Annotated in this window: 16 protein-coding genes; 9 read left to right on the plus strand and 7 right to left on the minus strand. The window is 63.8% G+C overall.

Going from position 1 to position 20,965, the window contains the following annotated elements; genetic code table 11:
• Positions 1–438: 438 nt before the first annotated feature.
• The 9 genes from AC1DSF_RS16730 (at position 439) to AC1DSF_RS16770 (ending at position 12,700) form a co-directional block, all read left to right on the plus strand.
• Entirely contained in the window at positions 439–3,474 is a 3,036-nt protein-coding gene (locus AC1DSF_RS16730) for an Rne/Rng family ribonuclease (protein WP_478183139.1), read from the plus strand.
• A 721-nt stretch (positions 3,475–4,195) separates the two neighbouring features.
• Entirely contained in the window at positions 4,196–4,786 is a 591-nt protein-coding gene (locus tag AC1DSF_RS16735) for a sugar transferase (protein WP_478127322.1), read from the plus strand.
• Positions 4,783–6,216: a mannose-1-phosphate guanylyltransferase/mannose-6-phosphate isomerase gene (locus tag AC1DSF_RS16740; protein ID WP_478145861.1), complete on the plus strand. Its 1,434-nt coding sequence runs from the start codon at positions 4,783–4,785 to the stop codon at positions 6,214–6,216. Before AC1DSF_RS16735 ends, AC1DSF_RS16740 begins: the two co-directional genes overlap by 4 nt.
• A gap of 30 nt (positions 6,217–6,246) precedes the next feature.
• Entirely contained in the window at positions 6,247–7,212 is a 966-nt protein-coding gene (fcl, locus tag AC1DSF_RS16745) for a GDP-L-fucose synthase (protein ID WP_478127324.1), read from the plus strand.
• A gap of 29 nt (positions 7,213–7,241) precedes the next feature.
• The gene (locus tag AC1DSF_RS16750; protein ID WP_478127325.1) at positions 7,242–8,216 is read left to right on the plus strand and encodes a hypothetical protein; all 975 of its coding nucleotides are present in this window, start codon (positions 7,242–7,244) and stop codon (positions 8,214–8,216) included.
• 1 nt (position 8,217) lies between these two features.
• Positions 8,218–8,895: an acyltransferase gene (locus tag AC1DSF_RS16755; RefSeq protein ID WP_478127326.1), complete on the plus strand. Its 678-nt coding sequence runs from the start codon at positions 8,218–8,220 to the stop codon at positions 8,893–8,895.
• Positions 8,892–10,247, plus strand: a complete 1,356-nt coding sequence (locus AC1DSF_RS16760; RefSeq protein WP_478183140.1) for a hypothetical protein — start codon at positions 8,892–8,894, stop codon at positions 10,245–10,247. Before AC1DSF_RS16755 ends, AC1DSF_RS16760 begins: the two co-directional genes overlap by 4 nt.
• Positions 10,244–11,455 carry a glycosyltransferase gene (locus AC1DSF_RS16765; protein WP_478127328.1) on the plus strand — a complete coding sequence of 404 codons (1,212 nt, stop codon included), beginning with the start codon at positions 10,244–10,246 and terminating at the stop codon, positions 11,453–11,455. The genes AC1DSF_RS16760 and AC1DSF_RS16765 overlap by 4 nt, the downstream gene beginning before the upstream one ends.
• 6 nt (positions 11,456–11,461) lie before the next feature.
• Entirely contained in the window at positions 11,462–12,700 is a 1,239-nt protein-coding gene (locus tag AC1DSF_RS16770) for a WcaI family glycosyltransferase (protein ID WP_478127329.1), read from the plus strand.
• A 38-nt stretch (positions 12,701–12,738) separates the two neighbouring features.
• Here AC1DSF_RS16770 and AC1DSF_RS16775 read toward each other — a convergent pair whose 3' ends face one another.
• The 7 genes from AC1DSF_RS16775 to hemC all read right to left on the minus strand — a co-directional run bounded on the left by AC1DSF_RS16775 (position 12,739) and on the right by hemC (position 20,936).
• The gene (locus tag AC1DSF_RS16775) at positions 12,739–15,015 is read right to left on the minus strand and encodes a polysaccharide biosynthesis tyrosine autokinase (RefSeq protein WP_478183141.1); all 2,277 of its coding nucleotides are present in this window, start codon (positions 15,013–15,015) and stop codon (positions 12,739–12,741) included.
• Entirely contained in the window at positions 15,015–15,452 is a 438-nt protein-coding gene (locus tag AC1DSF_RS16780; protein ID WP_478145887.1) for a low molecular weight protein-tyrosine-phosphatase, read from the minus strand. Before AC1DSF_RS16780 ends, AC1DSF_RS16775 begins: the two co-directional genes overlap by 1 nt.
• Positions 15,453–15,467: 15 nt before the next feature.
• Positions 15,468–16,622 carry a polysaccharide biosynthesis/export family protein gene (locus AC1DSF_RS16785; RefSeq protein WP_478127331.1) on the minus strand — a complete coding sequence of 385 codons (1,155 nt, stop codon included), beginning with the start codon at positions 16,620–16,622 and terminating at the stop codon, positions 15,468–15,470.
• A 233-nt stretch (positions 16,623–16,855) separates the two neighbouring features.
• Complete coding sequence (locus tag AC1DSF_RS16790; RefSeq protein WP_478183142.1) at positions 16,856–18,139, minus strand: heme biosynthesis HemY N-terminal domain-containing protein; 1,284 nt, start codon at positions 18,137–18,139, stop codon at positions 16,856–16,858.
• 4 nt (positions 18,140–18,143) lie between these two features.
• Positions 18,144–19,220, minus strand: a complete 1,077-nt coding sequence (locus AC1DSF_RS16795) for a uroporphyrinogen-III C-methyltransferase (protein ID WP_478127333.1) — start codon at positions 19,218–19,220, stop codon at positions 18,144–18,146.
• Positions 19,217–19,984: a uroporphyrinogen-III synthase gene (locus tag AC1DSF_RS16800; RefSeq protein WP_478183143.1), complete on the minus strand. Its 768-nt coding sequence runs from the start codon at positions 19,982–19,984 to the stop codon at positions 19,217–19,219. Before AC1DSF_RS16800 ends, AC1DSF_RS16795 begins: the two co-directional genes overlap by 4 nt.
• A 4-nt stretch (positions 19,985–19,988) precedes the next feature.
• Positions 19,989–20,936, minus strand: coding sequence for a hydroxymethylbilane synthase (gene hemC / locus AC1DSF_RS16805; protein ID WP_478127335.1), 948 nt, complete (start codon positions 20,934–20,936; stop codon positions 19,989–19,991).
• Positions 20,937–20,965: the final 29 nt, after the last annotated feature.

The following is a 20,965-nucleotide window of genomic DNA, read 5'->3' on the forward strand; positions in this document are numbered from 1 at the left end:
GCGCAAGGCGGCGGGCACTGCACCCGAGTCAAGCCGACGCCCACGAAACACCGATACGGAATACCCCAGCCGGCAGGCTCATAGCTGCCGGCGGATCGAAGCGAGTACCTTGTGTTGATGCTATTGGTTCAACTTGTCCTGCGTTGGCTGATGCCGACGAGTTCGGGCATTGAGCCGCCAGCTGTGCGCGCCACCATTGCGCCAGTCGCCGTTGACAACACGGCGAGTCAACATCACGTCGGGCTCGCGCCCATCCATGCGCCCCCACCCTGGCCGGCATCGAGTTGACTCTCGATGCGGCTGCTCGCGCTCGCGCGGCAGCCACCATCTGCCAGGGCTTAGCGGCAATTCCTTCGTTTCGCGACGCGTCGTCCGTGCATCGTTAGGTCCGTCATGGACCGGTAGAACGAGACGAAACATACAGAAGGACAACGCATCATGAAACGGATGCTGATCAACGCCACGCAGGCCGAAGAGCGCCGCTTGGCCATTGTCGACGGGCAAAAGCTCCTCGACTACGAAATCGAAATCGAAGGACGCGAACAGCGCAAGGGCAACATCTACAAGGCCGTGGTAACGCGCGTCGAGCCGTCGCTTGAAGCCTGCTTTGTCGACTACGGCGAAGACCGCCACGGCTTCCTGCCGTTCAAGGAAATCTCAAAACAATATTTCGCCGAAGGCGTGTCGGCAAGCCAGGCTCGCATTCAGGACGCCATCAAGGAAGGCCAGGAACTGGTCGTCCAGGTCGAGAAGGAAGAGCGCGGCAACAAGGGTGCGGCGCTGACGACCTTCATTTCGCTGGCCGGACGCTATGTCGTCCTGATGCCGAACAACCCCCGCGGCGGTGGCGTGAGCCGGCGAATCGAGGGCGACGACCGCGCCGAATTGAAGGAGGCGATGGACCAGCTCGAATACCCCAAGGGGATGAGCATCATCGCGCGCACGGCAGGCATCGGGCGCTCGGCCCCAGAGCTGCAGTGGGACCTGAACTACCTGCTGAAGCTCTGGACCGCCATCGATGGCGCAGCCCAGGGCGGCAAGGGCGCCTTCCTGATCTACCAGGAATCGTCTCTCGTGATCCGCGCCATTCGCGACTACTTCAATCACGACATCGGCGACATCCTGATCGACACCGACGACATCTACGACCAAGCGCAGCAGTTCATGGCGCATGTGATGCCGGAGCATGCGTCGCGCGTGAAGCGCTATCGCGACGATGCGGCCCTTTTCAGCCGGTTCCAGATTGAGCACCAGATCGAATCGGCCTATGCCCGGACCGTGCAGCTCCCGAGCGGCGGCGCAATCGTCATCGATCACACCGAAGCACTCGTGTCGGTCGACGTCAACTCGGCACGCGCCATCAAGGGCGGCGACATCGAAGAAACCGCCACTCGAACCAACCTCGAGGCTGCCGACGAAGTGGCGCGCCAGATGCGCTTGCGGGATCTGGGCGGGCTGATCGTGATCGACTTTATCGACATGGACGAGTCCAAGAACCGCCGCGAAGTCGAAAGCCGCCTGCGGGACGCGTTGCGACAAGACCGTGCACGCGTTCAGTTCGGTTCGATCAGCAAGTTCGGACTGATGGAAATGAGCCGCCAGCGGCTGAAGCCGGCGCTCAGCGAAGGCTCCTCCATCCCCTGCCCGCGATGCGGCGGTTCCGGCCACATTCGCGACACGGAGTCGAGCGCTCTGCAGATCCTTCGAATCATTCAAGAAGAATCGATGAAGGACAACACCGCGGCCGTCCACGTGCAGGTTCCGGTCGAGGTTGCCTCGTTCCTCCTGAATGAAAAGCGCCCGGAGATCGCCAAGATCGAACTCAAGCAGCGCGTGACCGTGCTGATGGTGCCCAGCAAGACGCTCGAAACGCCCAACTACAAGCTGGAGCGGCTCAAGCACGACGATCCGCGCCTCGACCACATCGAAGCAAGCTACAAGATGGCAGACGAGGTCGAGGACCCAACTTCGGTGACCCGTCGATCGCAGGAGCCCACCAACAGGCAGACGCCGGTGATCAAGGGCGTCCTGCCCGATGCGCCGGCGCCTGTGATGGCACCGAAGCCGGAAGCCGCTCGCCCTCCAGTCGCGACGCCGGCAGCTGCAAGCCAAGCGCCGGCGGCCCCGGCGCCAGTCAAATCGGCGGAATCCGGACTCTTTGGCTGGATCAAGAGCCTTTTCGGTGCTGCTCCGGTTGCCGCCCCCGCTCCCGCCGCCATTCCAGTCGAAGCTCCGAAACCTCGCAAGGAAGGCCGCACGGCTCGAGACGGCGAAGCTCCACGCACCGCTCGAGACGGCGAACAGCGTCGCGGGCGCGGCGAAGGCCGCAACGGTCGCGAGGGTGAACGTCGCGGTGGTCGCTCCGGCGAGCGCCGCGAGGGGGAACGCCGCGAAGGCGAACGTCGCGAAGGACGCAACGAAGCGCGCAACGACAACCAGACCCGGGAACCGCGAGAAGCACGGCCCGTCCGCGACGGAGAACGCCGCGGTCGCGGCGAACGACGCGAAGGCGATGCACGCCAACAGCCGATCGAGGCGGCGGATGTTCAATTCGACGCGCAGGCAATGGCCTCGACCAGCCCTCCGGACAACTCCGCAGCGCCCTCCGAACGCACTCCGCGCGCTCGCGGCGAGCGCAGAGACCGTACGGGTGAACGTGGCGAACGTGGCGAACGCAGCGTCGAAGCCACCCGCGACACGAGCCTCAATGCGGAAGCGACGCCGAATGCTGGACAAGCCGAGCGCGGCGGGCGGAATGCTCGGGAAGAGCGCGCACCCCGCGGCGATCGCGGTGATCGCGGCGAAGGACGTCGGGAACGGCGCAACGAGAGCGTCGCACAAGCCGGGGAGATTTCTACTCCGGAACAGCAGCCGATGCTTGATCGCGACGCTGTTGCGGCGACGGACGGCCATGGGGACCGCGGCCAGGAAGCGGAACTTGCACCGCGCCGCGAAGGCGACGAGCGCCGCGGGCGTTCCCGTGATCGCTACGGCCGCGACCGTCGCGACCGCGCACCGCGCGAAGAGACCGATGCGGCTGCTCCGCTGACGGCTCCAGCCACCGCAACGGCCATGGCGACGCCGGCGGCCACGGAAGGCGATCATCTCCGGGAAGTGTCGGCGCCGGCTCGCAAAGAACCCGCGCTGGCCGTCCCGGCAGCGCCGATCGTAGTCGAGCCTCGCGTGTCTGCCCGCGCACTTCCGAAGGTCCAGCCATTCGTCCTGCCTCTGGACGAACTGGCGCAGGTCGCCGAAGGATCGGGCTTGCATTGGGTCAATTCGGATGCAGAGCGGGTTGCGCAGGTCAGGGCTGCCATAGCGGCAGAGCCGAAGCCGGCACACATTCCCCGCCCACGGCCGCCGGCGATCGTCATCGATGAAGGCCCGCTGGTCTTGGTCGAAACTCGCAAGGACCTGGCCGGAATGGTGTTGCCCTTCGAGAAGGCCACGCAAGACACGGGCGCTCACCCCTGAACTGGGGAGGCTCGCCCTCCGTCTCGATCAAAGGGAGGCTTGTCCTCCCTTTTTTTTGCGTCTTGTGGCCGGCGAGGCGCAGAAAAAGCGGGGACCGCCCTCATCGCCAGACTCCGCCGACACGAGTGTCCGCCAAATGCTGGCACGCGGCGTCCTTCACCTGACCATCATTACGACCACCGCGCCCCGAGGGGCCGCGGCGCGGCTCGCTATTTCCTCTCACGGGAGCTCCAGCTCCCATCCGAAACGGCCTTCCCGAGTCATTCCTGAGGCCGCATCGCCCAAGACTCCCGTTGGGATTTCTTCACGTTTCGCCAAACGGCGTATGTAAACAACACCTTTTCCTACAGCCTCGTTAACAATTTGTCATACCAAAGGACTACACTGTCACCGAGCATGTTGCAATGCACCAAGCATCCGAACGCTTCCCTTTACAGAGGGGAAGCCTAGGCCGTTTGGCGGAAGATGTACGGCTTTTGTTGACACGACAGCGGCAGCAGCATATGTTCAAATTCTTGCTGATAGTAGTAAAGCGTTACACTGCCCCGCTCACTCGATTGAGGCAGCACCCGATACGGGAGAAGTTCAAATGTTTCGTTCCGACTCGACCGCAAATGGCAACGTGGTCCGGCGTTTTTCTTCCGAAGGGGGTGGCCCTTCGGTGCCCCCTGCTTACGCGCAGCCAAGGCGGTTGAGCTACTTAGAACGCACAGCCAAAAGGATGATCGATATCGTCGGTGCGCTCATTTTCTTTGCCCTTTTCGGCCCGCTGTACCTCATCGTGGCGTTGAGCGTGGCCGTCAGCATGGGTCGGCCGGTGCATTTCTGGCAAAACCGGCTTGGCGAACGCGGGCAGCGGTTTCGCTTCTACAAGTTTCGCTCGATGGTGCGCAACTCGGAGGACGTACTGGATGAGTTCCTGAGCCGCAACGACATGGCTAGGACCGAATGGGACACGTTCCAGAAGCTCGAAAAAGACCCGCGGATCACCCCCATCGGAATGTTCATTCGCAAGCTCAGCCTGGACGAACTGCCCCAGTTCTGGAACGTGCTGAAGGGCGACATGAGTCTCGTCGGGCCACGCCCCTGCATGGAACGCCAGCGGAGTCTCTACGGAAAAGGCTGGGAACACTACTGCGCAGTGCGCCCCGGCATTACCGGCCTTTGGCAAGTGAGCGGCCGCAACCGGCTCTCCTATGCGCGCCGCGTCGAACTCGACGTTGAATATGTCTGCAACTGGTCGCTCTGGCTCGACATCAAGATCCTGCTGAAAACGGTTCGGGCCGTCGTGAGCGGAGAGGGGTCTCGATGAATTCCGTCCAGCCCGTCGTGCTCTGCGGTGGTAGTGGCACGCGCCTGTGGCCACTTTCGCGCAAGACTCTGCCCAAGCAGTTCGCCCCCTTGGTGGACAACAAGAGCCTGCTCCTGCTCACGCTCGAGCGCCTTCGCAAGCTCAATACTGAAGTCACTTGTGTAGCCGCCGAAGAGCATCGGTTTCTCGTCCAGGAAGGCATTGACGCCGCACAAGTGAGCGGCAAGCAGTTGCTCGAACCTGTCGCTCGAAATACGGCAGCCGCGATGGCAGCGGTGGCGCTCCTGGCTGAACCCGATCAATTGCTGCTCTTTGCGCCGGCTGACCATCACATCCCGGAAGGTGACCGGTTCGTTGCGACCATCCAACAGGGGATTCCCGCGGCGCTGCAGGGCTACCTCGTGACGTTCGGCGTGGAGCCGACTTTTCCGAGCACGGCCTACGGCTATATCCGTCAAGGCGAGAAGCTCGACGGCGCGCTTGCCACCGAGGCAGGCCATGCGGTGGCAGCGTTCATCGAAAAGCCGGCCGCGGCACGTGCCGAACAGTTGCTGCTTGAGGGCGGCAATCTCTGGAATGCAGGCATTCTCCTGGTGCAGGCCAAAGTGCTGATCGCCGCACTCGCGGAGCATGCCGGCGACATTCTTGACTCATGCAAGGCGGCCACTGCGGCGATTGAGACCGACGGGGATTTCCTCCGCATGGACAGCGCAGCCTTCGGACGCTGTCGCAGCCAAAGCATCGACTACGCGGTACTGGAGAAATGCAGCCGGGTCGCGGTGATCCCTTTTCAGGGCCGCTGGAGCGATGTCGGCAGCTGGAATGCGGTCGCCGATCTGCACGACGCGGATGTCAACGGCAACCGAATCAGCGGCCACGGCTTTGCAATGGGCGCCAGCAATACTTTCATCCATGCGCCCAGCCGGCCCGTGGTCGCCCTGGGTACGAAGGATCTGCTGGTCGTCGACACGCCCGACGCGCTGCTCGTTGCTCACAGTGAGTGTGCGGAGCAGGTCAAGGATGTGGTCGCCTTGCTGACCGCACAAGGACAAAGCCAGGCAACCCGGCATCGCCGCATTCCGAGGCCGTGGGGGGCCTACGACAGCATTGACGACGGGGAGCGTTTTGCCGTGAAGCGGCTGACCGTCAAACCCGGCGCGCGACTTGCGTTGCGGATGCACCATCACCGCGCTGAACATTGGGTGGTCGTCAAAGGGGCTGCGCGGGTCGTCTGTGACGACGTGGTGCGGCTCGTGAAGGAAAACGAATCGATCTACATCCCCGTCGGTGCGGTCTATCGGCTTGAAAACGCGGGCAAGACCACGCTCGAAGTGATCGAAGTCCAGACGGGTGGCTACTTGGCCGATGACGATGTCGTTCGTTTCGACGAGGCGTCCGCGGCCGCAGAAGGCGAAAAAAAGCTCGCCTAATTCTTCAATCCTGCGCCGAGGTGACATCGAATGAACGAGTTTCAGAAGCGAATCTTTGTGGCGGGCCACCGCGGGATGGTGGGCAGCGCGATCGTCCGCAGCCTCTCTGACAAGGGCTACACGAACATCATCAGCCGGAGCCATTCGGAGCTCGACCTCACCGACCAGGCTGAGGTCAGAGCTTTCTTTGCCGCCGAAAAGCCGCAAGAGGTCTATGTGGCGGCCGCCAAGGTCGGCGGCATCCACGCCAACAACACTTATCCGGCAGAGTTCATCTACTCGAACCTGATGGTCGAAGCGAACCTGATTCACGAGTCCTGGCGCACGGGCGTGAGCAAGCTTCTCTTTCTGGGGTCCAGCTGCATCTACCCGCGTCTCGCGCCGCAGCCGATGTCCGAGGATGCCTTGCTCACGGGCAAGCTGGAGCCGACCAACGAGCCTTATGCCGTCGCAAAGATTGCCGGCATCAAGCTCTGCGAGAGCTATAACCGGCAATACGGATGCGATTTCCGCAGCGTCATGCCGACCAATCTCTACGGACCCGGCGACAACTACCACCCAGAGAACAGCCACGTATTGCCGGCAATGATCCGCCGCTTTCATGAAGCAAAGCTGGCCGACGCACCTGCGGTCGTGATCTGGGGCACGGGCTCGCCGAAGCGCGAATTCCTCTACGTGGACGACATGGCAAGCGCCTGCGTCCACGTCATGGACCTTCCGCGCGAGGTCTATGCCGCCCACACGGAAGTCATGGCGAGCCACATCAATGTGGGAACCGGCGAGGATCTGTCGATCGCCGAGCTGGCGCAGCTGGTGAGCGACGTGGTGGGCTATCGCGGTCAGATTCAGTACGACACCAGCAAGCCGGACGGTGCGCCGCGCAAGTTGCTGGAGATTTCAAGGATTCGCAAGCTGGGATGGACGCCCAGGATGTCGCTGCACGACGGGATTGCGCACGCCTACGAAGATTTCTGCAGCGAAGAACTGGTCGCCTGAGCGGGGTTTGCCGGGCCGGGTTCGCCAACATGCAAAGATCATCGGTTTCATTGATTCCCCCCGGCGGCGGTGGCGTGCAGGACTATGCGAGCACCATCGCAGGTCCGCTTCACGCTCCGCCGCTCGAACTCACGCCGGACACAGACTCATCATCGTGGTCCGGCGATCTTCTGCTGCTCCACTTCAGCGGCTACGGCTTCCAGAAAAGGGGCGTGCCCCTGTGGCTCCTCAAGAGGATTGACAGCCTGCGTTCGCAGTTCGGCTCCTTCGGCGTCGTCTTCCATGAACTTTTTGCGTTCGGGCCGCCTTGGGGCTCGGCGTTCTGGCTCAACAGCATTCAGAAGCGGATCGCGCGCGAGTTGGTGTCCGTTTCAGACTTCTGGTTGACCAATCGGGACGAGTCGGCTCGCTGGCTGCTCGACCAACGCCAAGGCACGCCCCATCGGGTGCTGCCGGTTTTTTCAAACGTCGGAGAGCCGCAATCGATCGATGCCGAGAGACTTCCGAGGCTCGTCGTCTTCGGCAGCGCAGGCGTTCGTGCGAATGTCTACCGATGGGCCGAGGGCGAGGTTTTCCGCTGGGCCAGGAAGTCCGGCCTGGAAATCCATGACATCGGGCCCGCTTCGCAGGACCCGTTGCTCGTCCAGCGGCTTCGAGCAGAAGGCGTCGTATCGCACGGAAAGCTTTCGGCAGACCAGGTCAGCAAGGAGTTGTCGCAGGCAAGTTGCGGCGCCCTCGCCTATCCCACGGACTACGTTTCCAAGAGCGGCGTCTTTGCCGCCTACTGCGCGCATGGCATCTGCCCTGTCTTGCTTTCGAAGGAATACGACGCCCATGACGGGCTGCGGCCCAGCGTGCACTATGCTGCGGGCTTCGCCTCGCTGGACCCTGCGACTTCGGACACACTGGCCATCGGCCGCGAGGCGCGCCAGTGGTATGAACCCCATCGCATCGATGCGCATGTGTCCGCGTTGAAGACTTTGGTGACCGAGGTCCAAAAGTAAAGTGAACGACCTGCAATTTCTCTGGACGTCACGCGAGCGCCCCGAACTGGGTTCGAGGCGCTGGGTGGTGGTCTGGGCGAAACGTGCACTTCAGTTCCGCGCGCTCATGTCCATGACCTGGCACAGGCGCAAGCTGCGTTCAAGAGGCACTCAGATTGGACGGCTTTCAGTGCTGGACTCGCCCGACCTGAAGGGGCCCGGCGCCAACATCAGCATCGGGGAGCGGACATTCATCGCCCGCTCGGTGGAAATCGTCGCCCTTGAAAAGGTCACCATCGGCTCGCGGGTGGTCATCAACGACCGGGTGACGATCCTCACTGGGAGTCACCACGTCGGCGATCCGACCTGGCGCCAGTTCCGAAAGCCCGTTCGTATCGACGACTACGCGTGGATCGCCGTCGGTGCGACGATTCTGCCGGGCGTCACGATAGGCTATGGCGCCGTCGTCGGTGCTGGCGCCGTGGTCGCGAAGGACGTTCCACCGCTGGCGGTTGCGACGGGCAATCCCGCCAGCATTCGCCTGGACGTGCGGCCGCGCGACCTCGACTACGACCCCGTGATCTTCCTGGCGCCCTACGAAGCCTGGATCGGGCGCAGCAAGGGTCCGCTCGTCGCTTCGGCCGATGCTTTCCCGGCATCCGACAAGGGCTCGATGAATCCGGAAAAGCCGTTGCCATGAGCGCCACGCTCGCCAACTCCGCCTTTCCGCGGGCTTTGAACAAGTCGCTGGCGCTCAGCCGCGCCGGCTGGATGTTCCTCACGGTGTTCGTGATCATCGTTTTCGAAGGCGCATTGCGGAAATGGCTGGCGTCTTCGGTCACGTTGCCGCTGATCCTGCTGCGCGACGTCACGGCGCTACTCTTGATCTTTCACGCATGGAGATACGGCCACCTGAGACGGCAGATGAAGGTCGTGTCCGTGATGATCGCCTGGTCGTGCCTGGTGCTCGGATGGGGGCTGCTGCAACTCGTCGGAAGCGAGAGCTCGCCGACCATCCTCATCATCGGCTTGCGCTTCTGGCTGCTCTATAGCTGGTTCGCGGTGGCTGCCTTTGCGAGCTTGACCGAGGCCGACTACCGGGCTTCGATCATCGCAGGCGCCTGCATGATGCTGGTGATGGCGCCGCTTGCCGTGGTGCAGCACTTCTCTCCGCCAGGTGCCCGCATCAACACACAGTTGGACACCACAGACGAGGAAGGGATCTTCGTCGCCGTGGTCGGGGTCGTGCGCACAACCGGCACGTTCAGTTTCACGTCCGGCTATGCCACCTTCATGACGACGATCGCACCGCTGGTTTTCGGTATCTTGTCGGCGCGCAAGAACCGCACCTGGCAATTCATGTTCGCGCTCGCGGTCTTCACGGCCTTCGCCGTGGGGGCGCTGGTGAGCGGCTCGAGAACCGCCGTGATCTCGTCAGGAATGATGTTCGTGGCCTACCTTGCCGGCCGGCTCTTTTTCTCGAAAGTCCAGCACAAGCCGGCGGCTGCTCTCGCCGTCGTTGCCGCAGTGGCGCTTTTCGCGCTCTTCGCCTACTTCTTTCAAGAGTCGATCAGCGTCACCCAAACTCGTTTTGAACAAGCGTCGGAAGCGGAAAACTTCTGGGGTCGCGTTCTCACGATCCTGTTCGGCGAATCGGACGTCTACAAGGCGGTCGGCTGGTTAGGCAGCGGCGTAGGCTACGGTTCGAACTTGGCGACCTTCGTGCGCGTCGGCACTTCGGAGGCCTTCGCGCTGGCCGAATCCGAGGGCGGGCGCATCTTGCTCGAAGGCGGCCTCCTGGGCTTCGCCTATACGTTCTTGAAGATCATGGTCATCGGAGTCGGCATCTTCAAGAGCCTGCGCCTTAGCGCAAAGACGAACTCACCCTATCCCTTGATCGTCTGGCTCGCCGCTACGCTGGCCATATTGACGTGGCAGTCGAGCGGTCAGTTGACCGCCAACGGCCTGTTCGGCATCGTGCTCGCCTTCGCCCTCCTGGTCTTCCGCTACCCGAGGCTCGAGATCTTTCCGCGTCGTATCTCTCAAACGTGAGACTGCTCCACTTCGTTCCATCGGTCGATCCGCGTGGCGGCGGCACCGTCGAAGGCGTCAGGCGGCTTCGGGATGCCCTCGCGGAGCTTGGGCACCAGGGTGATCTGATCACGCTCGACAGCCCCGATGCGGATCACGTGACCGGGTTTCCCGGCCAGGTCACCGCGCTCGGACCCTCGCGCGGCAGCTATCTCTACAACGATCGCGTGGTCCCCTGGCTGCAGGCGCATGCCGACGAGTACGACGCGGTGATCGTCAACGGCCTCTGGCAATACACCGGGCTTGCCGCATGGCGCGCGCTGCGCAGTTCGACGACACCGTACTTCGTCTATACACACGGCATGCTGGACCCATGGTTCAAGCGCCGCTACCCGCTCAAGCACATGAAGAAGTGGCTGTATTGGCCCTGGGGCGAATACCGCGTGTTGCGCGACGCCGCGGCGGTGATCTTCACATGTGAAGAAGAACGCCTGCTCGCGCGCGAATCGTTCTGGCTCTACAGGGCGCGCGAAGTCGTCGGCTCGTACGGAACCTCGACACCGCCTTCGAATGGCCGAACCCTCTCATCGACGTTCCTGTCGGCATATCCCGAGCTTCAAGGCAAGCGATTTGTGCTCTACCTCGGCCGCATCCATGAAAAAAAGGGCGGCGATCTGCTGGTGGATGCGTTTGCGCGCGTGCTCGCCGACTCGCCAGACCTGCATCTGGTGATGGCCGGCCCGGGTGATGACGACATCGTCGGCCGGCTGAAGAGTCGCGCCCAGGAGCTGGGCATCGCTTCGCGCATCTGCTGGACGGGGATGCTCTCCGGCGATCTCAAGTGGGGAGCGTTCTACGCCGCCGACGTGTTCTGCCTGCCCTCGCACCAGGAGAACTTCGGCATTGCCGTGGTCGAAGCGCTCGCTTGCGGTAAGCCCGTGCTCATCAGCGACAAGGTGAACATCTGGCGCGAAATCATGAACGACGGCGCGGGTATCGTCGCGGCCGACACGCTCGAAGGCACCGTCGATCTGCTCCAGCGCTGGCTGGCGTTGCAGAGCGCGGAAGTGACCGCCATGCGCATCGCGGCACTGCGATGCTTCCAGGAACGATTCCAGATCGGACAGGTGGCGGAAACGCTGGTTCGTATCATCGGTGACCACTCTCCCGGCACCTCGCACTTCGGCCCCATCGAGCGCGCGCCGAGCGAGCATCGGAATGCCGCCTGAGGGTCAATGAAGCTTCTCGTCTACGGTATCAACTTCGCGCCTGAACTGACCGGCATCGGCAAATACACCGGTGAAATGGTCGCCTGGCTGACTGCGCAAGGGCACGAAGTGCGCGTGGTCACGGCGCCGCCCTACTACCCCGACTGGGCCGTCTGGCCCGCCTACAGTGCATCGCGCTATGCCCGCGAAGACTGGCATGGAGCGACGGTCATTCGTACGCCGCTCTGGGTGCCCCGCAAGGTGACCGGGCTGCGCCGCCTGCTCCACCTGGGCAGCTTTGCCTTGACCAGCATTCCAGCCCTTCTGGCGCAATGGAAGTGGAAGCCCGATGTGGTCTGGGTCACCGAGCCCCCCTTGTTCTGCTCGCCCGCCGCCCTGGCGTTTGCGCGTCTTCGTTCAGCCAAGGCATGGCTGCACATCCAGGACTACGAAGTGGATGCGGCGTTCGAACTGGGTTTGCTCAAGGGCGCGCGGCTGCGATCACTGGTTACTTCAGTCGAACGCGGCCTGATGCGACGCTTCGACCGCATATCGACGATTTCATTGCGCATGCGGGAGCGCGCGAGCAGCAAGGGCATCGACGAGGCGCGCCTCGTCTCGCTCCCCAACTGGGCCAATGTCTCCGGCATTCGGCCGCTCAGTGCGGAAAGCCCGTATCGCGCCGAGTTGGGCATCGCGTCGGATGCGGTGGTCGCCCTCTATTCTGGAAACATGGGCGCCAAGCAAGGGCTGGAGACGCTGGCGGAGACTGCTTCCGCGCTGGCAGGCCGGCCTGAACTGCAGTTCGTGTTCTGCGGAAACGGCGCGGGCCGCGCAGAACTCATGCGGCGATGCGAAAAGCTGTCGAACGTGCGATTTCTCGATCTTCAGCCGAGGGAACGTCTCGGTGATCTTCTGGGGCTTGCGGACATCCATCTGCTGCCACAGCGCGCCGATGCGGCGGACCTCGTGATGCCATCCAAGCTCACGGGCATGTTGAGCAGCGGCAGGCCCGTGGTGGCCGGGGCGCGGCCCGAGACCGAACTCGGCCAAGTCGCCTCGCGTTGCGGGATTGCGGTTGCCCCCGACGATCCGGCAGCCTTCGCCGCCGCCGTGGTTTCACTCGCATCGAAGCCTGAATTGCGACGTGAACTTGGCCTCACGGCGCGGCGCTATGCCGAAGAACGCTTCGATCGTGACGCCGTGCTCAAGCAGTTCGAGCAGGATCTGGTGGCCTGCGTCAACGGCTCAGGCTCCGGCGGCTGACGCCGCCGCTCCTTTATCGCCCCGTCGACGCTAATGCTTCACTGCTCTTCGGGCAGGATGCTCTCGTAGTTGTAGTTGGTGTGGCGATAGCGGCCGTACTTGTAGGCGGTGTAGCCTCTGCGCCCGATATTCATCGCGTTCAGCAGCACACCAGTGGCGACCTTGCCGCCCATTGAAAGCCGTCGTGTGCTTTCCTTGATTTCACCCATGGTCGAAAGATCGGATCGCGCCACCAGCAGCACGGTGCCGGTATGCGCAGCAACCGTGCTCGTGTCGGCCGCCACCAGCACCGGCGGCGTGTCGATGACAACGAGGTCGTATTGCTCCGACAGGCGTTCCAGCATCGACTTGAACGAGTCGGACACCAACAGCTCGGCCGGGTTTGGAGGCAGTTGGCCGGTCGCCAGGAAATCGAGGCCCGGAACCACCTGCCGGTGCACAGTCTGCTGAACGGTCAAGCTGCCGGCGATCAACTCCGAAAGCCCGCCGTGGCGCTGCAAGCCGAAATACTGGTGCGTGTGGCCGCGTCGCAGGTCGGCGTCGATCAGCAAGGTGCGGCGCCCGGCAGCAGCCATCAGCGCGGCGAAGTTGGCCGAGACGAAGCTCTTGCCGACGCCCGGTGTCGGTCCCGTGATCAGCACCCGGTTGTTGGGTGACTCCAGCATCGCGAACTGCATTGCCGTACGCAAGCTGCGAAGGCTCTCGACGGCAGGGTCGTCCGGATGCTCGATCGCGAGCAGCCTGACGCCCGTCGCGCCGGTCAGGCGCCGCTTGGCAATGGCGTCCTGGTTGGCGCTCATCGGAATCGAAGAGAACACCGGCAAGCCGCTGTTGGCCTCGACCTCGTATGGATCGCGAATGCGGCGCTCCACAAAGGCGTTGCGCACGAACGCGGCGACGATGCCAAGGAACAGCCCCAGCGCCAGGGCCGCGGCCATGATCACGTTGCGCTTCGGCTTGATCGGATAGAGCGGCAGCACGGGCTGGTCGAGCACGCGGACATTGCCGACCTTGCCTTCCTTGACCAGGCGCAACTGCAGCGCGTTGTTCAGCAGCGACTGGTAAAGCTCGGTGTTCACCTTGACGTCGCGCTCCATGCGCACGGCTTCCTGCTGGATCGCTGGCAGGCCCTTGATCTTCGCCTGGATGTCGCCCATGTCCGTCTTGAGGGCCGCGATCTGCGAGTCCAGCGTCTGGATCAACGGGTGCGCCGAGGTGAAGCGGCTTTCCAGTTCACGCCGGCGCTGCTCTGCCTCGAGCAGCTTCGTCTGGCGGTCGACGGCCTGGCCGAGCACGAGGTTGGCTTCCTCGGTGAAAGCCACCGTGCCCTTCTGGTTCCGATAGCGGTTGTAGACCTCTTCCGAAGCCTCGAGTTGTTTCTTGAATTGCGGCAACTGGACGTCGAGGAAGGCGAGCGTCTTCTGCGCCTCCGCCGATTTGCGTTCGATGTTCTGCTTGACGTACTGGTCGCCGACCGCACTCAGGATCCGCGTCAAGCGGTACGGGTCGGTGTCTTCCCGCGAGACATTGATGATGCCGGAAGCCTTGCCGCGTTCCGTCAGGCTGAGGCTGCTCTGCAGGCCGAGAATGGTCGGCAGCTTGGCCAGTCGCTGGAGGTTGAAGTTCGCGCCGGACTTGCCGGCCAGCTTGGTCACGACCAGTTCGATCGGCCCGCGCGTGGATTCAGTCTTCAGGGGCGCGCCCACGGTGCCGGCGACCGGCTCGGTCAAGCCCGGGCCTGAGAGAGTGAAGTTGTTGTCGCCCTTTGCAGTGATCGTGAAGAGCGCGCCCTCCAACTCGACCGGCACGTCGAACTGATCCACCGCGATGGCTTCCTGGCCCGAAACATAGCCGTCGAGCCATAGAAAGCCCGGGTCCGAGAGGCCGGTGGAGCGGCGTGCCAACCAGCCACCGATGTAGGGGATGTAGCGCGGACCCGCGACGATGTAGAGCCGCGTCGCTTCCGCCGCCTGGGTCGCAATCAAGCGCGAGCGGAGAATTTCGATTTCCGCGCTCGCGGGCGTCTTCAGGTCGATCAGGCCTCCGGCCTCGCTCAGCACGCCCTTGCCGCTCGCGTCCGGCTCCTCGACCTGGATGACCATGTTGGTTTCATAGACCGGCCTCTCCAGGAACGCGTAGACGAAGCCGACCGCGAACACCACGAGCGTGATAGCGGCGATCAACCACTTGTTTGCAAGCAGCACCTCGACGTAGCGCCCGAGGTCGAAGTCCTCCTCCTCGGTAGGGCCGAACGAGCTGGGACTTGGATTGGGACTCGGAGTGGGTCCGGTCTTGGGTGTGAATGAGGAGTTCATCAACTGGATACTCTAGAAATGCGTTTGGCCCACTGCTGGGTACCGTCCTCGATCAGCGCCAGAGCGCTCCTGAATGCATCGCGGCCCTCGCGATAGGGGTCGGGCACGTCCTGATCGCTGAACTCGCAAAGCCGAAATACCTTGCCCTTTGAAAATTGATAGCGCGTCTCGATCTCGCGCCGTTGCTCGCGGTCCATCACCAGGATCAGGTCGGCCCGCTGGCACATGTCCTTGTTGACCTGCTGCGCGCGATGGCCGGCAATGTCGACCGCCCGCTCTTTCATCAAGTCGCAGGCGATCGGGTCCGGCGGCTGCCCGACCAAGGCCTCGAGGCCGGCCGAGGAGAGCTGTGCTTGCGGCAAGGCAGCGCCCAGCAACCCGGTCGCCATCGGACTGCGGCAGATGTTTCCAATGCACACGATGAGGACATTTCGAATGCTCACGTTGCGCGCCTATTGCACCGGCCTGACGACCGCGCGATACGTGGTCGCGGTGGTCGCGGTCGGAAGAATCAGGTTAAGCACGCGGTTCCACTGCACCAGCGGAACAGGGTCCACGTACACCACATCCTTCGGACGAAGGTCGAAGCCGTTCGCCATTGCAATCGCCGTTGGCGTCGCCGCGTCGAGATGGAAGATCGACTGGCCGCCCTTCTCTTCGTTGCGGATGACGTAGATCTGCAGCGGATTCGCCGTGGTCAGGTTCAGACCGCCGACTTCCGTCAGGGCGTCATTGAGCGAGAGATAGCCGTTGCGCATCAGGATGCCAAGCTGCTGGGTCACTTCACCCATCACGGTGACCTTGCTTTCATCGCGGTTGCGCACGTAGATCATGTCCCCCGATTTCAAGGGAATGCGGCTCGGATCGATCCCTGCGTCGGCCATGGCCATCAGGTTGAGCCGAATCGTCTTGCCGTCGCGCGTCAGATTGATGGACGAGCGGTCGCCCGACGGCAATATGCCGCCAGCGCGATTGATCGCCTCGGAGAGCGTCATCGGGATGTCGGTGAACACGAGCAAGCCAGGTTGCCGGATCTCGCCTTCCATGTAGGCCCGCTTGCTCCGGAAAGCCTCCACACGGACGCTCAGTTGCGGGTTTCGGTAGACGCGCGACAGCCGCTTGACCAGCGCATCTTCCATTTCCTGGATGGTCATGCCGGTGACCACGAGCGAGCCGGCGTACGGGAAGCTCAACTGGCCAGTGTTCGACACGATGAAGCCAGGCGCCGGGGAAACGCTGGCCGGGTCGGCCACGGTTGTCGCAGGGACGCCGCTGAACACGATTTCCGGGTGGTCCAGCACGGTGATGCCGACGACGTCACCGGGGCCGAGTCGGTACGGGCCCGGCTCGCCGAGCAAGCCCATGATTTCCGTACCCAATGTGGTCTTCTGCGTCGCAGCGCGCTGGGCCTGGATCAATTGCGGCGTGATCTCGGTGATGGCGCCAGCCGGCGGGGGATCGATCTCGGCCGTCGAGAAGCCGGAAGGCGAAACGGCTTTAGCGGCATCGTTGCCCGCGGAGCGGAAGCCTGGCGCCAGCGGCGCGCACCCCTGTACCAGGAGACCGACAGCAAGCAAACAAGCGGCGTGTAGTGAAAAACGTTTCAAGACCGACCTCATCGTGACCCAAGAATGAATACTTTTGCAAACAGTTACGCACTGTACCTCAGCTAAGGCTGGCACTCAAACCCTTTCTTGGCGTAGTTCATTAGGTAGAGGGCGGCGTAGGAAAAAGGCCGGTCGGGACGTCGTCCAGAATGCCCGACCCTCTCTACGGCCAATGTGCCCTCATCGGCATGCTATTGATTCAATAGCACTTTTCCGCAGCCGGCCGCGCGGCCTCAGGGGCTTTCGGTTTGCGCGGCACGCTTCCAGGCTGCGGAAGCCTGATCGGCATCGTCGCGAGCTTCGGCCAGTTGCGCAAGCGCTTGCCAGGCACGCCTGTGTAAATTAGCGTCCTGTAGGCCCAGTCCTGCCCGAGTCAACAACTGTTGGGCCTTGCCCCAAAGCTGCCGCTTCATGCAGGCCATGCCGGCAAGGTATTGCAGGTTGGGGTCGCGCGGGTTGTTCTTCTGCGCTGATTCAATGCGGGCGAGCCACTCTGCGTCGACCGAATCAAGCCCCGCTTCAAGCGCCCGTACCAGTTTCACACGCAGGGATTCGCCCAGACTCTGCGGCTGCTGAACCATGCGTTCCCAGATCGGCAGGAGCCACGCGCGCGCCACCGTCAGGTCGCCGCGCAGTGCCACCATGCGTTGTGCGGCATGGATTGCGACCTCAGGCATTTCGCGCTCGGAGTCTTCGAATGCACTCCATGCGCGCATCAGTTGGGCCGGATCGTGCACGCTCGACAGCAGCTCGGTCGCCAGGCCGCGCACGATACTTTGCGCCGCCGACTGCGAAAACGCCCGATGCTTCGCCAGCAGCCGAGCGGTTTCGAGCGCCTCCAGCGTCCGCCCATCCTGCCGCGCGCCCTTCAGGCGCAGCCTCAGCGCCAGCGTCCGCCGCTGGGCGCCGTGCGGCAGCTCTTCGAGGCGTGCCAGCGCAGCCGGCGCATCGCGATCGTCGAGGGCCCATCGGGCAGCGCGCAACTGCACGCCCTCGCGCGTCTCCGGAGTGACCATCAGTCCGCGCTCCGCGCTCTCATTGAGCGCCTGCTGAAGGTGGGCGTCACGCGCGGCCCGGTCCTGAAGGGCCTGGGCACTTTCAGCCGCCAAAAGATGCGCCATCACGCGAACCTGGTGCGCCTGCGGAAGCTTGGCGTCCAGTGCGGCAAGCGTCCTTTCCTGGACCAGCGCAGCGAGTGCCGCCTTGCGCGCGCGCGAGAAGCGCCCCGCCAGAAGCTGCACGGCCGAATCGAGCAGCGCGCCGTGCAACGCGCGCTCCTTTTGCTGCAGGCGCCATTGGCGCGCTTGCCTCGGCAGCGAAAACAGCGCCGAAAGACCACGCAAAGCGAAGTGCAGGAAAACGAAGGCCACCAGCAGGAGCAACAGCACCAAGTTCAGCGACAGATCAACTCGCCATGGCGGCCAGAACACGGTGATCGTGCCCTGGTTGTTGCCCGCAAAAAGGGCAACGGCGGCCGCGACGGCGAACAGTCCGAGAAGCCAGAGAGCTGCGCGCATGGGCCTAGCGACCGGCGGCCGCGGTGGCAAGCGCGGCCAAGGTTTCATCGACCCGCGGTGGCTCGCTGGTCTTCAGTTGCCCCTGAATCTCCTGAAGCATCGTCGCCGCAGCCTGCACGCGGCGCGATGCCGGATCGAAATAGCGATTGATCGACGTCGAGACGGACGCCAGCTCTCCGCGGGCCGTTTCCACCTGGCGCGACAGCACGGAAAGCCGCGCGTTGAGCAGCTTGAGCTTCAGGTTCTCCCGAAGGAAGAAGGTCTGGTCAGGCGTGAGCAGCACCGCTTCCGGTCGGTCCACACGGCCGACACGCAGCAGCGAACGCGCTTCGTTCTGGACCAGCAGGAGGAAACGCCTCCACCATGGCGCGCCGGGCGGCAAGGGTTCGGACTGAAGCGAATTCACGCCTCTGCCGCCCGCGGAGACAGCATTGGCAACTGGCAGGTCGTCGACGCTGCGGATCAAGTCGTCGAGTCTCCGGAGCGCGTCGCCGGCATCGGCGTTGGCACTGGCGCGGAGCCTGTCGGCATCGTGCTGCATCGCACGCTGCAGCGGCGCGAGGCGCGGTTGCCCGGCGCGGTCGATCCGCAGATCGCCGGCCTTGAGGGCCGCCAGCAACGGCTGCACGTTGCCAGTGACCTGCGCTTGCTGCAATGCCGACCGAATGGCCGCTTCGATATCGACCACCAGGTTCTCGTCGCGCGAGCGCGAGAGGCTTTGCATGAGCTCTTCGAGTTGGGAACGCTGAAGCGCGACTTCGCCGACGCGCGTCTCCACGAGTGCGAGTCGGCCGGCCGTATCGCGAACGATCTCCTGGGCCTGGCGGGCCAATGTGCGCGCCTCGAGGGACTGTGCCAGGGCATCGGCGCTTTGGCGCGCCAGCTGCTCCTGCATGCCGCTGACTCTTTGCCACAGCGCCAGCGAAATGATGAGCGCAACCAGCGCCACGACCGCAAGCAATCCGATCAGCAATCTCCACAGCAAGGCAGCGGCTGATGCGCCGGACAGGGAAGCGGCTTGCACAGGGGGGCGGACAGTGGAATCCGGCATGGGCTCGATCAGGACGGAAGCGTCGCTCATGCGCAGGATTCTATCGATGCGATCAGTGCCGCCAGGGATGGGCTGGAGACGATCACGCGCCCAAAACCCGCTGCACGCGCGGCGTCCGCCACGCGTTCGTGCGTGGCAATTGCGCTCGCGTCGTGCCATGCGATACCGGGGGTCATCCGCTGCAGATTGGTGATCGCTTCCGAACTGCTGAACAGCCAGATTGCGGAACCCGTTGCAGCTTCGGCCGCGAGCCGCCGCTCATCCTCGCTGAAGCTGGGGCTCACGCGCCGGTAAGCGGCCACGCCTTCGCAGATGCCGCCTGCCTCCGTGATTTCGCGAGCGAGCCAGTCGCGACCGGTCGCTTGCCCGGACGCGTCGCCGCCGCGAACGATCAGCACGCGGGTGCCCGGCCGCACCTGGCCTCGCACGAGCTGCCAGAGCGCCTCAGAATCGAATTGCGCGGCATCGGAGGCCGGAGCATCAATGGACGACCCAGGCACGCCCGCTTCGCACAGTGCACGGGTCGTGCCGGGCCCGGTCGCCCAGAAGCGGCAGCGAACGGCCGCATCGACCTCCGACTCGCGAAGGAAATGGCCGGCGGCTGCCGCGCTCACGAACATCAAGGCGTCGTATTCGCCGACACGCTGGCGTGCAGCGTCAAGCAACGTCCGGTCATGGAGCGGGGCGATGGTGATCAGCGGCAACGCAAGCGCATCCCATCCCTCCGAACCCAACGCATGCACCCATTTCACCGCCTCTGCGGCAGGACGCGTGACGATCACTCGCCGCGGCATGGTCTCAACGGGCGCCAGCGGCGCGCAGCATCCTGGCGGCGGAGTCACCAAGCGCGCCAGCCTGGGCAAGATCAGCCGCCTCGGCCACGGCATGCACGCGCACCAGCGGCGTCACGCCCTCAGGGTCGCCCCAGGCGGCATCGATGCGCAATGCGCCGTTCGACTGCCATCGGGCGTGCGCCGCGAGCGGCATTGAACAACTACCGCCCATGGCGCGGCTCACTGCGCGTTCGGCGGCCGTGGCAATTCCGTCGGTGCGGCTCGACAACGGCGCGAGCAGGTTGATGAGGTCCGCGCGATCTGCCCGGATTTCGATGCCCAGTGCGCCCTGTCCCGCAGCGGGAAGTATGGTGTCGGGCTCGAATGTTTCGCGGATGCGGTATTCAAGATCGAGCCGCTTGAGCCCGGCGGCTGCGAGCACGATGGCGTCGTACTGCCCTTCATCGAGCTTGCGCAAGCGCGTGTCGAGGTTGCCGCGCAAAGGCTCGATGCGGAGGTCAGGGCGCAGTGCACGCAGCAGCACCACGCGCCGTAAGCTCGAAGTACCGACAACAGCGTTCGCAGGCAGTTCGTCGAGAGAGGCATAGCGCGGCGAGACCAGGGCATCGCGCGGGTCTTCGCGCTCCAGCACGCAGGCGAGCGCGAAGCCTTCGGGAAGATCCATCGGCACATCCTTCAATGAGTGCACGGCGATGTCGGCGCGCCCTTCTTCGAGCGCGAGTTCGAGTTCCTTGACGAACAGGCCCTTGCCGCCAACCTTGCTGAGCGAGCGATCCAGGATCTGGTCGCCACGCGTCGTCATGCCGAGCAGACTGACGGTGTGGCCCTGTTCTTGCAGCAGCGCCTTGACATGCTCGGCTTGCCACATTGCCAGGCGGCTTTCGCGCGTGGCGATCACGATGTTGCTCAAGACCGTTCCAGTGAGAGAGAGTACCTGCAGGGATGCTAGCATGTTGCGCCGCAGCAACGTTGCCGCAGGCC

This window comes from Variovorax sp. 01N429, from assembly GCF_056399425.1.

Bases quoted from the DNA above. Each gene is read 5' to 3' on its own strand.
- hemC (WP_478127335.1), bottom strand. From the start codon at position 20,936: ATGCTAGCATCCCTGCAGGTACTCTCTCTCACTGGAACGGTCTTGAGC.
- AC1DSF_RS16730 (WP_478183139.1), top strand. From the start codon at position 439: ATGAAACGGATGCTGATCAACGCCACGCAGGCCGAAGAGCGCCGCTTG.
- AC1DSF_RS16770 (WP_478127329.1), top strand. From the start codon at position 11,462: ATGAAGCTTCTCGTCTACGGTATCAACTTCGCGCCTGAACTGACCGGC.
- AC1DSF_RS16790 (WP_478183142.1), bottom strand. From the start codon at position 18,139: ATGCGCGCAGCTCTCTGGCTTCTCGGACTGTTCGCCGTCGCGGCCGCC.
- fcl (WP_478127324.1), top strand. From the start codon at position 6,247: ATGAACGAGTTTCAGAAGCGAATCTTTGTGGCGGGCCACCGCGGGATG.
- AC1DSF_RS16760 (WP_478183140.1), top strand. From the start codon at position 8,892: ATGAGCGCCACGCTCGCCAACTCCGCCTTTCCGCGGGCTTTGAACAAG.
- AC1DSF_RS16735 (WP_478127322.1), top strand. From the start codon at position 4,196: ATGATCGATATCGTCGGTGCGCTCATTTTCTTTGCCCTTTTCGGCCCG.
- AC1DSF_RS16740 (WP_478145861.1), top strand. From the start codon at position 4,783: ATGAATTCCGTCCAGCCCGTCGTGCTCTGCGGTGGTAGTGGCACGCGC.
- AC1DSF_RS16775 (WP_478183141.1), bottom strand. From the start codon at position 15,015: ATGAACTCCTCATTCACACCCAAGACCGGACCCACTCCGAGTCCCAAT.
- AC1DSF_RS16795 (WP_478127333.1), bottom strand. From the start codon at position 19,220: ATGAGCGACGCTTCCGTCCTGATCGAGCCCATGCCGGATTCCACTGTC.
- AC1DSF_RS16750 (WP_478127325.1), top strand. From the start codon at position 7,242: ATGCAAAGATCATCGGTTTCATTGATTCCCCCCGGCGGCGGTGGCGTG.
- AC1DSF_RS16800 (WP_478183143.1), bottom strand. From the start codon at position 19,984: ATGCCGCGGCGAGTGATCGTCACGCGTCCTGCCGCAGAGGCGGTGAAA.